Here is a 15042-nt window from a genome sequence, read left to right on the forward strand (position 1 = left end):
TGATTCGGCGGTCTTCATCCTATGCCACACTTCATATCCAATCTGATTTTTCTTGATGGCTGGCGGCGGCATGGTCTCGCTTTTGTCGCAGGTGCAGTGGCCAGTTTAGCCCAGCCGCCTTTGGCGCTGTTCCCGCTTTTATGGGTATGCGTGCCACTTCTGGTCTGGTTGCTGGATTCCGCCTCCCTTGGCAAAAACTTCAAAGCCTCGGCGTGGGCGATGGCCAAAGTCGGTTGGCTGTTTGGGTTTGGCTTTTTTCTGGTGACATTCTATTGGCTTGGTGCGGCCTTTTTAGTGGAGGCCGACAAGTTTGTGTGGGCGTTGCCATTGGCAATTTTGCTACTTCCTGCCGGATTGGCCTTGTTTTGGGCGATGGCATGCGGACTTTCGGCATGGGTCTGGTCCGCGTCGCCGCTCAGGGTTATTTGGCTGGCTCTCGCTCTTTCGGCCATGGAATGGATGCGCGGCACTGTTCTGACCGGCCTGCCCTGGGGTGGTTTCGCTCCTGCTTTGGCATCCAACAGCGTGATGATGCAAGCGCTGGCGCTGGTTGGCCCCAATACAATGACCTTGTTTGCTGTGCTCTTGTTTGGCCTGCCGGTGTTTCTGTTCGGAGACCATCAAAACCGCAGATTGGGGTGGCAATTGGCGACGGTTACCGGTCTGCTTTTCATCGCCCAGCTTACCTATGGCGCCTATCGTCTGGCTCAACCGATGCCCCAACAGGACCATGCCTCGGTGGTAAGGCTTGTTCAGCCAAACATCCCCCAAGTTGAGAAATGGAAATTCGAAAACAGATCCTGGATCTTTAATCGCCTCATAGCCATGACCACTCTAGACAGCGAGGAGACGCCTGTCGATTCAGTCGATCTGGTCATCTGGCCAGAATCCGCCATTCCCTTTTATTTGATTGAAGACCCCGAAGCACTGGCCACCATTGCCCGAGCTTTACCTGAAGATACAGGTTTGATAACCGGAGCACTAAGGCGAGAACGGAGCGAAGTGGGGGGCGAGACGGTTTATAACTCTATTTATCAAATGGCGTCCGACGGTACGGTCCTATCTGCCTATGACAAAGTCCATCTGGTACCGTTCGGGGAGTATTTACCAAAACAATCATGGCTTAAAGCGATTGGATTGGAACAGCTCACGGCCCAAAAATCAGGCTTTACAGCAGGCACCAACCGCCGCTTGCTGCGCGATGCCAATCTGGGCACGATTCTTCCCCTTATATGCTATGAAATCGCCTTCTCCGACGAAGTACAAGCCTTTCCCGAGGGGGCCGATTGGATCATCAACGTTACCAATGATGCCTGGTTTGGCGCGACGATCGGCCCAAAGCAACATCTGCATTTGGCGCAAATGAGGGCGGTCGAAAGCGGCTTGCCGGTGATCCGCGCCGCCAATACTGGCGTATCAGCAATTATCAGCGGCAAAGGACAGATTCTACACCAAATGCCACTGGAAACGGAAGGCATCATTCAAGGTAAGTTACCTTCAAAACTCCCGATAACGCTCTACAAACAGTGGGGAAATTGGATTTTTGCAAGCCTTTGGGCATTTTTATACATTGCAACGGCAAGTATTCGCAGAAAATTAAGATAGCAACACGCGCATCAATTGACACAGACATGGAATACACGGCACTATTGCAGCACCCCGACTGCTCAAGCGAAAGGCGCGATATAAGTGTCACGGGGAAACCATGGGGTGCGGACCCCGTACGATAACCAGCAGGCATAATAAATTGCTATCACAAAGAGCAATATGCCACACAATAAAGAGAGCCAAATGGCCAGTAAAAAAGCACCAAACCCAATCGACATTTATGTCGGCAGCCGCGTTCGGCTACGCCGCATGATGCTATCAATGAGTCAAGAAAAACTGGGTGAGCATCTGGGAATTACATTCCAGCAAATCCAGAAATATGAAAAAGGCACCAACCGTATTGGCGCAAGCCGTTTGCAGCATATCGCAACTACACTTGAAGTGCCCGTTGCCTTTTTCTTTGAAGACGCTCCCGGTTCCCCACAAGAAGCTGCCGGTTTGGCCGAATCCAAAGCAGAGAATTTTGTCATCGACTTTCTCTCTTCTTCAGAAGGGCTGCAGCTCAATCGTGCTTTTGTTCAGATTAAAGATCAAAAAGTGCGCCGAAAAATCGTTGAATTGGTCCGCGAGATCGCCAACGACAAGAATGACGACTAAGATTTCGGCGTCTTTATCTTGACGTGACGCTCGTTTTCGTCTTTCTAGCACTTAACTTTGACCAAGAGATGGAAATCATCTCTTGGTTGACATGTTTAGGTAGGCTAGAAAGACAACTCCTCATGGCTCGAAAAGAATATTTGTTTACCAGTGAGTCCGTATCCGAAGGGCATCCGGACAAAATTTGTGACCGCATCTCCGATGCCATCGTCGACGAGTTTCTCAAAGTTGATCCATATGCACGCTGTGCAGTCGAGACCATGGCCACTACCAATAAAGTTGTGTTGGCAGGCGAGGTTCGTGGACCAGCTGAAGTGGACGGCCATTTGATGGAAAAAACCGCGCGACGGGTCATTAAAGACATTGGCTATGCGCAAGACGGGTTCCATTGGGAAAAAGCCTCTATAGATGTCTATGTACATGAACAGTCGGTTGATATTGCCCAAGGCGTAGACGAAGCTGATGGCAAAGACGAAGGGGCCGGCGATCAGGGCATTATGTTTGGTTACGCGGTCAATGAAACCGAAGAGCTCATGCCAGCTCCCATCCATTATGCTCATAAAATTCTCCGCCTGATCTCGGAAGCCCGCCATGATGGCTCCGAAACACGCCTTGGTCCAGATGCCAAAAGCCAGCTGACATTGCGTTATATTGATGGCAAACCAGTAGATGTAAGATCCGTTGTGCTCTCTACCCAGCACTATGACGCGTCTCTTTCCTCCAGCGACATTCGGGACATTGTTGCACCCTATATCGCCAAAGCACTGCCGGATGGTTGGCTGACCGATGAAACCGAATGGCACGTCAATCCGACTGGCAAATTTGTCATTGGCGGACCTGACGGCGATGCGGGTTTGACCGGTCGTAAAATCATTGTCGACACTTATGGCGGTGCCGCCCCTCATGGTGGCGGGGCTTTCTCCGGCAAAGACCCAACCAAGGTTGATCGTTCTGCGGCTTATGTTGCCCGTTATCTGGCAAAGAATGTGGTTGCAGCTGGCTATGCAGATCGCTGCTCCATTCAGTTGGCCTATGCAATTGGCGTGGCCAAACCTTTGTCTCTCTATGTTGATACCTACGGTACCGGCACCGTGCGGGATTCTGTCATAGAGGCCGCGTTGTGGGACAGCATGTCACTGACACCACGGGGCATTCGCACCCATTTGGGTCTGAACAAACCCATCTATGAACGCACAGCTGCCTATGGCCACTTTGGTCGTCAACCAACAGACGACGGAGGCTTCTCTTGGGAGAAGATCGATCTGGTCAATAAAATTCAAGCATCAATCGGCTAAGCCACGCGCGATTGTTGCACTTGGCTTATAGGTTACAAAAACTGTTCGGCCCGTTTTGATAAAAGCGGGCCGACTTTGTCTTTTCACTGCTTCACCACCCTCTGTAACGCGTAACTTATTCCCTTCAGAACCAGATACACAGCACATATGAGCCAATCTTTGACCAACAGCCCCAAATTTCGCCCAGCGCAATCGCGTATGATCGAAGAGCAGATTGCCACAGCCTTCTTCGGCCGCCGCAAGGGTAAAACGTTAAGTCCGACTCAGCAGAACCTGATACAAGACCTGCTGCCAGCACTCTGCCTTAACCCGACCAAACCGATTGATGACATTCATACAGTGTTTGATCACAACCCCAGTGAGATTTGGATGGAAGTTGGATTTGGCGGTGGGGAGCATATGGTTCGTCAGGCCCAAAACAATCCGCATGTTGGCATGATCGGATGTGAACCTTTCATCAATGGTGTGGTTAAAGCGCTTGCTGCGATGAGTGAAGCCTCCATTGGCACCATCCGCCTGTATGACGAGGACGCTGCGCATATTCTTGATTGGCTACCAGATGCATCGCTGGATCGATTTTTCCTGCTCTATCCCGATCCTTGGCATAAAAAACGCCACTGGAAGCGACGTTTCGTCTCTCACAAAAATCTGGGACGAATCATTCGCGTATTAAAGCCAGGGGGTATTTTCCGCTTCGCATCTGATATCGACACCTATATCGACTGGACACTGGACCATGTTGCGTCTCACGCCAGTTTGCAAGAAGAATGCTCTGATCCATCGGACCGTCTGGATGCCTGGTCTGACTGGCAGCGCACCCGATATGAAGAGAAGGCCTTTCGCGAAGGACGAAAACCGCAGTATTTGAGCTTTGTTCGAAAATAGAAACGCCACCCGCCATCACTAGGGCTTGCCTTACGATGCGCTTTTGGTGTATATAATTCTCAAAATCTAGACTGGTTGTTTAGAGTGGGCCCTAAAGGACCCGCTCTTTTTTGTTGGTCGGCCTCCAATGAGGCGAAAAAATCTGGTAATATGGATAGGTCAGCCTTTCGGCGGCGCGTATCAATATCTTCGCGCTTATGAAGCTTCAAAGGCCGGTCCGAAGTGGACACGGTATTTCGAACCGAATGGGTTCAAAATCCTTGTAGAAAAGTTGCAGACACGGTCTATTCAATTGGCCAGTGTCACGGAATGGAGACAGGCTTTCCCCATGGTTGAGAGCAGTCAAATTGAGGCAGGTAGAGAACCTCGCCTCGTAAGTCAAAAGGGCCTTGAGGCCAGAGTTTCTGCCATCATTGAACCAGTGATCGAGGATCTAGGGTTTGATTTGGTGCGCGTTCGTATCACCGGAGAACATGGCTGCACCGTACAGATCATGGCCGAAATGCCTGATGGTACGATGACAATCGAAGGATGCGAGACCATAAGCAGGGCTATATCACCAGCGTTGGATGTAGAAGATCCGATCGACAAGGAATATCACCTTGAAGTTTCTTCTCCCGGTGTTGACCGCCCCTTGGTTCGCAGACGTGATTTCGTGGCATGGGCCGGTCACGATGCAAAAGTAGAATTGGCCACACCAATTGAGGGCCGCCGCCGATATCGTGGCATCCTTGATGGTGTTGTTGAACAGAATCTGAAAATGATTTTGCCAGATGTACCGCAGGGAACAGATCCCAATGTACTGGTGCCTTTGGACAATTTGTCTGAAGCCAAACTGGTGATGACAGATGAATTGATGAAGCTGGCGCTCAAAGCTCAGCCGGATAACGTAGTTGATTTGGCAGAAGACCTGTCAGCCAACAGGCAAGAATAGGAGACGCTGAGAATGGCAATCAGTGCAAACCGTCTTGAACTTCTGCAAATTGCAGATGCAGTGGCGCGTGAAAAATCGATTGACCGCACGATCGTTATCGGGGCAATGGAGGACGCAATTCAGAAAGCTGCGCGTTCTCGCTATGGTCAAGAAACAGAAATTCGCGCAACGATCAACCCGCGAACTGGTGAAACCCGTCTTGAGCGCTTGCTTGAAGTTGTTGAAGTGGTTGAAGACTATTCAACCCAGATTGCTTTAGTCGATGCACAGGAAAAACACCCTGAAGCCAAGCTTGGTGACAATGTCGCTGATTTGCTTCCTCCGTTGGAATTTGGGCGGATATCCGCCCAGTCAGCCAAGCAAGTGATCGTACAAAAAGTACGTGAAGCCGAGCGTGACCATCAGTATGAACAATTCAAAGATCGTCTGCATGAAATTGTCAACGGTCAGGTCAAGCGGGTCGAATATGGCAATGTTACCGTAGATTTGTCTGGCAGCGAAGCAATCGTGCGCCGTGACGAATTGATTGCACGTGAGTCCTTCCGTCCTGGTGATCGCATTCGTGCCATTATTTATGATGTGCGTCGTGAACAACGTGGACCTCAGGTTTTCTTGTCTCGCACCCATCCGCAATTTATGGCCAAACTGTTCGCACAGGAAGTGCCAGAAATTTATGATGGCATCATTACCCTGAAATCAGTGGCCCGCGACCCCGGCTCCCGCGCCAAGATTGCTGTGGTTTCCTCCGATAGCTCGATCGATCCGGTCGGTGCTTGTGTGGGTATGCGCGGGTCTCGTGTTCAAGCTGTGGTGAATGAACTGCAGGGTGAAAAGATTGATATCATTCCTTGGTCAGAGGATCCAGCGACCTTTATCGTCAACGCCTTGCAGCCTGCTGAAGTGGCTAAAGTTGTTTTGGATGAAGATTCAGAGCGCATTGAAGTCGTGGTTCCCAATGACCAATTGTCTTTAGCTATTGGGCGTCGCGGTCAAAATGTTCGTCTTGCTTCTCAGCTAACCGGCTGGGACATCGACATTATGACCGAAGAAGATGAATCAGAGCGCCGCCAAAAAGAATTCAACGAACGCGCCCAACTGTTTATGCAGGCACTGGACGTTGATGATATCGTGGCTCAGCTTCTGGCGTCTGAAGGCTTCTCTTCTATTGAAGAAGTTGCCTATGTTGATGCAAGTGAAGTGTCCGACATTGAAGGCTTTGACGAAGAAACAGCAGTTGAACTTCAGGCCCGTGCCAATGAGTTTCTAGAAGCTCAAGCACAAGTGCAGAATGAAGAGCGGATTGCCCTTGGCGTGTCTGACGATCTTCTGGAGATTTCAGGCCTGACGATGCCGATGTTGGTGGCTCTTGGTAAAGATGACATCAAAACAATTGAAGATCTAGCCGGTTGCGCAACCGACGATCTTGTTGGCTGGACTGAACGCCACAATGGGGAAGTCAAACGTTTCAAAGGATCTCTGTCTGATTTCGATATTTCTCGTCAGGAAGCCGAAGACATTGTGATGCTCACTCGTGTCGCTGCAGGTTGGATTGAACCTTCCGAATTGTTGACTGAAGAGGAAGCTGCAGAATATGAGCAGATGGAAGCCGACGATGAAGGCGACCTTCCAGACACAACGGAAGAAGAAAATGAGGGCGAAACGTCAGAAATGACGTCGGCCAATCCTGTTTCAGGAGACGAAGAGAAAGCCTAAGAGTAGAATCTTTGGCTTTCATCGCAACAAGATTTGACAATATCGGCTTGGAAAGGATAAACCGTGCCGCGAAAGAGCGAACAGACAACACGACAATGTCTGGTTACACGGGATGTCCTTCCCAAGAGTGAAATGATCAGATTTGTTCTGGCACCAGATCGAACTGTTGTACCAGATTTCAAAATGAAGTTACCCGGGCGCGGTGTCTGGGTGACCGCGGATCGTAAAATTGTTGAACAGGCTGCAGACAAAGGACTGTTTGCACGCGGTTTTAAGGAAAAGACACAGAGCTGCGAAGGTCTGACCCAATTGGTTGCAGAACAGCTGGAAAAAGGCTGTTTGTCGTCTCTTTCTATGACTCGAAAAGCCGGACAAATTGTTACTGGTTTTGCCAAAGTCGAATCCGCCATTGCACAAGGTGGCACAATTGGCTTAATACATGCGGCAGATGCCGCTGAAGACGGCCAGAAAAAATTGGCTCAGGCCATGCGACGCCATTTAGGCAGCGACCGCGAATTACCCATTGTTCGCAGGTTCAGCGCCGATGCGCTCAGCAAAGCTCTGGGACATGGAAATGTAGTACATGCAGCTTTGCTCGCAGGAACAGCAAGCAAAAGCTTTTTGAAACAGGTTGCGATGCTTCAAGCCTATTCGCAATCAAAAGACCGAGATTTTGACAGCGACCGGGACACCGGGCCCGCTGCACACGCCTCTTGATAGAGGTAGCGAAGGATATTGACCGAGAAATGAGCAACGAAAATAACAACGACAACAGCAACGACCCATCTGAAAAAAAGACTTTGTCTTTGGGTAAAAGTGTAGGGACGGGTACCGTACGCCAGAGTTTTTCGCATGGCCGCTCCAAAGCGGTTGTTGTCGAAAAACGAAAGCGCCGTTTCAATGCACCGGCTGACGCCAAGCAGACCGCAAGGGCTGCAACTGGTGAACCAGCTCAGGCTACGCCTGAAGCTCCTGCCAAAACAGCAGCAAAGCCGGCACGCGCGCCAAACCAGGCCAAGGGAGGGCCATCGCAAGGTGGTAACCAAAACCGTGGTGCAGGTGCTGGGCAAGGTGGCAAAGGCCAACGCCAAGGGCAACGCAATCGCGCCGGTGGCGGCGGTGGACAGGCTGCATCTGCATCCGGCCAGCGCAATCTGACATCTTCTGAGAATGCAAAACGTCTTCAGGCGCTCGAAGCTGCGAAATCTCGCGCTCGCGAAATGGAGATCCGCAAAAAAGAAGATGAAGCACGTCGCATTGAAGAAGATGCTCGCCGTAAAATCGAGGAAGAAGCAAAGCGCAAGGCTGCCGAAGAGGCTGCTCGCGAAAAAGCTATTCTAGATGCTCAGAAAGCAGAAGAAGAGAAAAAAATACGCGAAGCTGCTGAAGCTGCGAAAGCTGCTGAAATAGCAAAATCGCCGACGAAACCAACACCTCGCTCTGACAGCAGACCTGCTCGGACCGGAGATCGCCCTGCTGGAAACCGCCCAGCTCGCACTGGGGAGCGCCCCGCTGGTGCACGCCCAGGCGGTGGACGCCCTGGCGGAGCAGGAGATCGCCCTGCTGGAAACCGTCCGGCAGGCGGTGGCAGACCGGGTGGCGGACGACCAGCTCCTGCAAGCTTTGCAACGGCAGCTCCCGATCCGACAGCCGAGGGCAAGCCAGGTGCCAAAACCATCAAGCCGGTGCCGAAGAAACCACGTCCAGAGGATGCGACCCGTCCGGAACAACCAGCCAAGCCGCGCACCGATGATCGCCGCCGTGGCAAGTTGACCTTGTCAAATGCGCTCAATGAAAATGAGCGTCAACGCTCACTGGCATCCATGCGTCGTCGCCGTGCCAAGCAACGTGGCGCGCAGAATGATGTGCCGCGCGAAAAGGTTTTCCGCGAAGTCATTATTCCTGAAACCATTACGGTTCAAGAATTGGCTCAGCGTATGACGGAACGTGCCGTGGACGTGATCAAAATTCTGATGAAACAGGGCCAAATGGTCAAAACGGTCGACATACTTGATGCCGATACCGCGCAACTTGTGGCCGAAGAACTGGGTCACGCTGTGAAACGTGTATCCGAAGCCGATGTTGAAGAAGGCTTGTACGAGCGCAAAGACAGCGACGAGAGCATGGAACCCCGTCCTCCTGTGGTCACGATTATGGGTCACGTTGACCATGGTAAGACCTCTTTGTTGGATGCTCTGCGCCACGCCAATGTTGTAAAAGGCGAAGCCGGTGGCATCACCCAGCATATTGGTGCCTATCAAGTTGAGCAGGATGGTCAAAAGATCACTTTCATCGATACTCCGGGTCACGCAGCCTTTACTGAAATGCGTGCACGTGGTGCGAAATCCACTGACATCGTCATTCTTGTAGTGGCTGCCGATGACGGCGTCATGCCGCAAACCATTGAAGCGATCAACCATGCCCGCGCTGCTGAAGTGCCGATCATCGTTGCCGTGAACAAAATGGATTTGCCAGCTGCCGATCCGTCGCGTGTCCGCAACGAACTGTTGCAGCATGGTGTGTTTGTTGAAACCATGGGCGGTGATGTTCTTGAGGTTGAAGTATCTGCCCTCAAACAAACGGGGCTCGATACTCTGTTGGAAGCCATCCTTATTCAGTCCGAGATGCTTGAATTGAAAGCCAACCCGGATCGTGAAGCTGATGGTGTGGTTGTTGAAGCCAAACTCGATAAAGGACGCGGTCCAGTTGCTACCGTGCTGGTTCAACATGGAACCCTGAATGTTGGCGATATTGTTGTTGCTGGCGAACAATGGGGTAAAGTACGTGCACTGGTTGATGACCTTGGTGATAAAGTGGACAACGCGGGTCCATCCAAACCGGTTGAAATCTTGGGCTTCTCCGCAGCTCCAGATGCTGGCGATCAGTTCGCTGTGGTTCAGACCGAAGGACGTGCGCGTGAAATTGCTGACTATCGCATTCGCAAGAACAAAGATTTGGCCGCTGCAAAAGCCAACCGCGGTTCGCTTGAACAGATGCTTAATCAGCTGAAAGATTCTGATCTGAAAACCTTCCCGCTTGTCATCAAAGGCGACGTGAAGGGCTCGGTTGAAGCAATCATCGGCGCACTGGACAATATCGGCAACGAAGAAGTCTCAGCGCAGATCCTGCACTCCGGTGTTGGTGGCGTGACAGAGTCCGATGTAACCCTTGCTGAAGCATCTGGCGCACCAATCATTGCCTTTAACGTTCGTGCCAATGCACAAGCCAAACAGGCAGCTGAACAAAAGGGCGTTGAAATTCGATATTACAACATTATCTATGATCTAACAGATGATGTGAAATCGGGTATGTCTGGTTTGCTGTCTCCAGAAGTACGCGAGACCTTCATTGGTTACGCCGAAATTCTGGAAGTCTTCAACATCACCAAAGTTGGTAAAGTGGCTGGTTGTCGTGTTACCGAGGGTGTGGTTGAGCGAGGCACTGGGGTCCGTTTGCTGCGTGACAACGTGGTGATCCATACTGGCAAGCTGTCCACCCTTAAGCGCTTCAAAGATGAAGTCAAAGAAGTGGTTGTTGGACAGGAATGTGGTATGGCCTTTGAAAAATACGAAGATCTTCGCGCTGGCGACCGGATCGAGTGTTTCCGCGTGGAAGAAATCGCTCGCTCGCTTTAAGACACGTGACGATCTGTTAACAGTGATAAAAGAAGGTCGAAGCAATCGCTTTGACCTTCTTCCCTTTTGAAGTAGATGAAGGCTAACGACACAAACAGTCTAAGCCATTCTGGCTGCGGTCGGTCCAACTCCCACCATGGCCCTTAACAATTTGGATGATACTATGGGACGTGGTTCTCACAAGGGCGGTGGTATGCCGTCCCAACGCCAGCTGCGCGTCGGCGAGCTGGTTCGCAAATCTTTGTCTGAATGCCTGACACGCGGCGAAATCAGAGATCCCTTGCTAGAAATGCATGTGATTTCTATTCCCGAAGTGCGCATGAGTCCGGATTTGAGCCTTGCAACAGCCTATGTCATGCCACTTGGGGCTCCCGGGCAAGAGCAACCCATTGTTGATGCCCTTAACAGTCACAAAAAGTATTTACGCGGACGTTTGGGCCGTGACGTTGCAATGAAACATACACCTGACTTGCGTTTTCGCTATGACGAGACCTTCGACGAAGCATCACGCATTGATGCGCTGCTCAGCTCTCCGCTTGTCCAGCAGGACCTACTGAAAAAAGACGACGTCGAAAATGACGACGAGAAGTAGGACCGTACGGCCATGTCAGATAGCGATATAGAAAATAACCCTGCTTCTGAGCAGAACTTCAAGCCAAAAGCCAAACCTAAAAAACAACAGTTCCGTGCGAAACGCCGGACCGACGTTCACGGCTGGGTGGCTTTTGACAAACCCCTGAACATGACGTCAACGCAAGCTGTTGGTGCGATCAAACGCATATTTAATGTCAAGAAGGCTGGTCACGCAGGCACCTTGGACCCATTGGCAACCGGATGCCTGCCGATTGCCATTGGTGAAGCCACAAAAACGGTGTCTTATGTTATGGATGGATTCAAGGAATATGAGTTCACCGTGCGCTGGGGAGAAGAAACCTCAACAGATGATACCGAAGGGGAACTGATAGACAGTTCTGCCCATCGACCAACACGCAGTGAAATCGAAGCAAGCCTTGCTTCTTTTACCGGCACCATTATGCAAGTCCCTCCCATCTTTTCTGCGATCAAAGTCAACGGTGAACGTGCCTATGACCTTGCACGGGATGGTGAGAATTTCAAATTGGATGCTCGACCAATCACCATTCACAAATTGACCCTTATCGACTGTCTCGATGAGGATACTGCTGTTTTTGCCGCTCAATGTTCCAAGGGAACGTATGTCCGTTCTTTAGCGAGGGATATCGGGCGGCATCTTGGAACGCGTGGCCATGTGATTGGCCTGCGTCGGCTCATATCCGGACCATTCAGTGAGGAAATGCTTATTTCACTGGACGATCTTGAAAGCTTGAGCCATAGTGCGCCCGGCGAGCCCGGGCTCGCCAATGCTTTGCTTCCTGTAGAGACCGCGCTGGACGACATCCCGGCACTGGCCGTAAACAGGAATGCCGCAGCAAGGTTACGCCGTGGTCAAACGGTATTGCTGCGTGGACAAGATGCTCCAATCGAAGGTTTTGTTGCCGCCATGAATGCAGGTATGCTCGTGGCGATTTGCGAAATACTCGAAGGGGACCTCTGGCCAAGGCGTGTTTTCAATCTGCCTGAAGGGGCTCCCAGTTTTTCTGGTCCTCCTCAGCCTACAATTTAAGGAGACCTCGATGTCGATTACTGCTGAACGCAAGCAAGAACTGATCAAAGAATATGGCACAAAAGACGGCGACACTGGTTCCCCTGAGGTACAGGTTGCTGTTTTGACAGAGCGGATCGTCAATCTGACTGAGCATTTCAAGTCTCATAAGAAAGACAATCACTCCCGTCGTGGCCTTCTCAAACTGGTATCCCTGCGTCGTAAGCTTCTTGACTATGTCAAAGCCAAAGATGTTGCTCGTTATCAGGACCTGATCTCACGACTGAATCTGCGTCGTTAGTCCTTTAAAAACGCGGCACTCCTAAGCGAGCGCCGCGTTTTTAATATTCAGTATTATTCAAAATGGCTGTTTGGCTATTTGAAATGCAGAAAAAATATTAAATCAGCCATAGTTGTATGCTCTGATTACCATCCATCACAGGCAGGATTGCCAGTGACTTTGTTGGTCTGTCTTTACGATCCGATTAAAGTTTCTTGTTGTCTTGCCCGTGAACGATTTAAACATGCTCCATAATTGTCCGAATTGCCGGAGCATTTACGAAAGGACATTAGAAATGTTCGATATTCAACGCGAAGAAATTGATTGGGCTGGCCAGACACTGGTGCTCGAAACCGGCAAAATTGCCCGTCAAGCAGACGGCGCAGTGCTTGCCACTCTCGGTGGAACCACTGTGCTAGCGACCGTTGTGTCTGCAAAGCAGCCTAAACCCGGTCTGGACTTCTTCCCACTGACCGTCAACTATCAGGAAAAAGCATACGCTGCTGGTAAAATCCCAGGTGGATATTTTAAGCGCGAAGGCCGTCCTTCCGAAAAAGAAACTCTTGTTTCTCGCCTGATCGACCGTCCAATCCGTCCGCTGTTTGTAGAAGGCTACAAATGCGAAACCCAAGTCATCCTCACGGTATTGAGCCATGACATGGAAAACGATCCAGATATTCTGGCCCTAGTTGCAACGTCCGCTGCATTGACCCTGTCCGGTGTCCCATTCAAAGGACCGATCGGTGGTGCACGCGTTGGTTTGATCAATGACGAGTTTGTTCTCAACCCCGCTGTTGACACCATGGAAGAATCCAAACTGGATCTGATCGTTGCTGGTACCAGTGACGCAGTTCTGATGGTTGAATCCGAAGCCCAGAACTTGCCAGAACAGACCATGCTCGACGCGGTAATGTTTGGCCACAAAGCCTTCCAGCCTGTTATTGAAGCCATCATTCGATTGGCTGAAAAAGCTGCTAAAGAGCCTCGTGATTTTGTCACTCCAGACAATTCCGAACTGAAAGCCAAAGTTGCTGAACTTGTAGGTGCCGAACTGGCAGAAGCCTATAAAATCACATCAAAAGGCGAACGCCGCGACGCCATTGATCTTGCAAAAGCCAAAGTGATTGAAGCTTTTTGTGACCCAGAAAATGCTGACGCACCCGCCACTTCATTGGTTGGCGACGTGTTCAAAAAAGTCGAAGCTGGCATTGTTCGTGGTCAGATCATTGAAACAAGCAGTCGCATTGATGGTCGTGATCTCTCAACTGTGCGCTCGATTAAATCTGAAGTAGGCATCTTGCCCCGCACCCACGGTTCCGCACTGTTTACCCGCGGTGAAACGCAGGCAATGGTTGTTGCGACACTGGGAACAGGAGACGATGAGCAGTTTGTTGATGCGCTGGATGGGACTTACAAAGAACGGTTCCTGCTGCATTACAACTTCCCTCCATACTCTGTTGGTGAAACCGGCCGTACCGGCTTTACTGGTCGTCGCGAAGTGGGTCATGGCAAGCTTGCATGGCGTGCTGTTCGTCCCGTACTGCCAGCCCACCATGATTTCCCATACACCCTGCGTGTTGTTTCAGAAGTGACCGAATCCAACGGTTCGTCTTCCATGGCAACCGTATGTGGTACTTCTTTGTCACTTATGGATGCCGGTGTACCGCTCAAGTCACCTGTTGCTGGTATCGCCATGGGTCTGATCAAAGAAGGCGAAAAATTTGCTGTTCTTTCCGATATCCTGGGTGATGAAGATCATCTTGGGGATATGGACTTCAAAGTGGCTGGTACCTCCGAAGGCATCACTTCTTTGCAGATGGACATCAAGATCGACGGCATCACCGAAGAGATCATGAAAATCGCTTTGGAGCAGGCCAAAGGCGGTCGCTTGCACATTCTTGATGAAATGAGCAAAGCGCTGAACGAAGCCCGTCCAGAAGTTGGCGAACATGCTCCTCGCATCGAGACCATGAAGATCCCTACCGACAAGATCCGCGAAGTTATCGGGTCTGGTGGTAAGGTTATCCGTGAGATCGTGGAGAAAACCGGTGCTAAAGTCGATATCGCTGATGACGGTACCATCAAGGTTGCTTCTTCTGATGGCGCGGCAATCACGGCTGCTGTCAACTGGATCAAATCCATTGCTGCTGAACCTGAAGTGGGTGTTATCTACAAAGGTAAAGTTGTCAAAACCGTTGATTTCGGTGCCTTTGTAAACTTCTTTGGCGCACGAGACGGCTTGGTACACATCTCCCAGCTTACCGACACACGCACCAACAAAGTGACGGACGTTGTCAAAGAAGGCGACAGCGTATTTGTTAAATTGTTGGGCTTTGATGAGCGCGGCAAAGTGCGCCTGTCAATGAAAATGATTGATCAGGCAACTGGTGAAGAAACAAAACAAGAAGCTGCAAGCGAGGAATAATTCTCGGCATCTTTTGGTTTAATCGAATGAATAGAAAAGCCCGTCAGCT

The 15042-nt window shown here is 50.7% G+C and carries 12 protein-coding genes; all 12 read left to right on the top strand.

Annotation, left to right across the window (positions count from 1 at the left end):
• Positions 1-21 precede the first annotated feature (21 nt).
• On the top strand, positions 22-1605 hold the full coding sequence (gene lnt, locus C0081_RS14745) for an apolipoprotein N-acyltransferase (RefSeq protein ID WP_101534603.1): 1584 nt from the start codon (positions 22-24) through the stop codon (positions 1603-1605).
• A gap of 186 nt (positions 1606-1791) precedes the next feature.
• Entirely contained in the window at positions 1792-2205 is a 414-nt protein-coding gene (locus C0081_RS14750; RefSeq protein WP_101534604.1) for a helix-turn-helix domain-containing protein, read from the top strand.
• Between the two features lie 122 nt (positions 2206-2327).
• Positions 2328-3500: a methionine adenosyltransferase gene (gene metK, locus C0081_RS14755; RefSeq protein WP_101534605.1), complete on the top strand. Its 1173-nt coding sequence runs from the start codon at positions 2328-2330 to the stop codon at positions 3498-3500.
• 198 nt (positions 3501-3698) lie between these two features.
• Positions 3699-4385: a tRNA (guanosine(46)-N7)-methyltransferase TrmB gene (gene trmB, locus C0081_RS14760; RefSeq protein ID WP_101534909.1), complete on the top strand. Its 687-nt coding sequence runs from the start codon at positions 3699-3701 to the stop codon at positions 4383-4385.
• Between the two features lie 328 nt (positions 4386-4713).
• Entirely contained in the window at positions 4714-5319 is a 606-nt protein-coding gene (gene rimP, locus C0081_RS14765; protein WP_101534606.1) for a ribosome maturation factor RimP, read from the top strand.
• 12 nt (positions 5320-5331) lie between these two features.
• Positions 5332-7032, top strand: coding sequence for a transcription termination factor NusA (gene nusA / locus C0081_RS14770; protein ID WP_101534607.1), 1701 nt, complete (start codon positions 5332-5334; stop codon positions 7030-7032).
• Between the two features lie 63 nt (positions 7033-7095).
• Entirely contained in the window at positions 7096-7749 is a 654-nt protein-coding gene (locus C0081_RS14775; protein WP_101534608.1) for an RNA-binding protein, read from the top strand.
• A gap of 29 nt (positions 7750-7778) precedes the next feature.
• Positions 7779-10667, top strand: a complete 2889-nt coding sequence (gene infB, locus C0081_RS14780) for a translation initiation factor IF-2 (protein WP_101534609.1) — start codon at positions 7779-7781, stop codon at positions 10665-10667.
• Positions 10668-10830: 163 nt separating this feature from the next.
• Positions 10831-11259: a 30S ribosome-binding factor RbfA gene (gene rbfA, locus C0081_RS14785; RefSeq protein WP_101534910.1), complete on the top strand. Its 429-nt coding sequence runs from the start codon at positions 10831-10833 to the stop codon at positions 11257-11259.
• Between the two features lie 12 nt (positions 11260-11271).
• A complete protein-coding gene (gene truB / locus C0081_RS14790; protein WP_101534610.1) occupies positions 11272-12309 on the top strand; it encodes a tRNA pseudouridine(55) synthase TruB in 1038 nt (345 codons plus the stop codon).
• 10 nt (positions 12310-12319) lie between these two features.
• Positions 12320-12589: a 30S ribosomal protein S15 gene (rpsO, locus tag C0081_RS14795; protein ID WP_101534611.1), complete on the top strand. Its 270-nt coding sequence runs from the start codon at positions 12320-12322 to the stop codon at positions 12587-12589.
• 274 nt (positions 12590-12863) lie between these two features.
• Positions 12864-14993 carry a polyribonucleotide nucleotidyltransferase gene (pnp, locus tag C0081_RS14800; protein ID WP_101534612.1) on the top strand — a complete coding sequence of 710 codons (2130 nt, stop codon included), beginning with the start codon at positions 12864-12866 and terminating at the stop codon, positions 14991-14993.
• Positions 14994-15042 lie beyond the last annotated feature (49 nt).

It is taken from the genome of Cohaesibacter celericrescens, assembly GCF_002866925.1.
In the GTDB taxonomy this organism is placed as follows: Bacteria; Pseudomonadota; Alphaproteobacteria; order Rhizobiales; family Cohaesibacteraceae; genus Cohaesibacter; species Cohaesibacter celericrescens.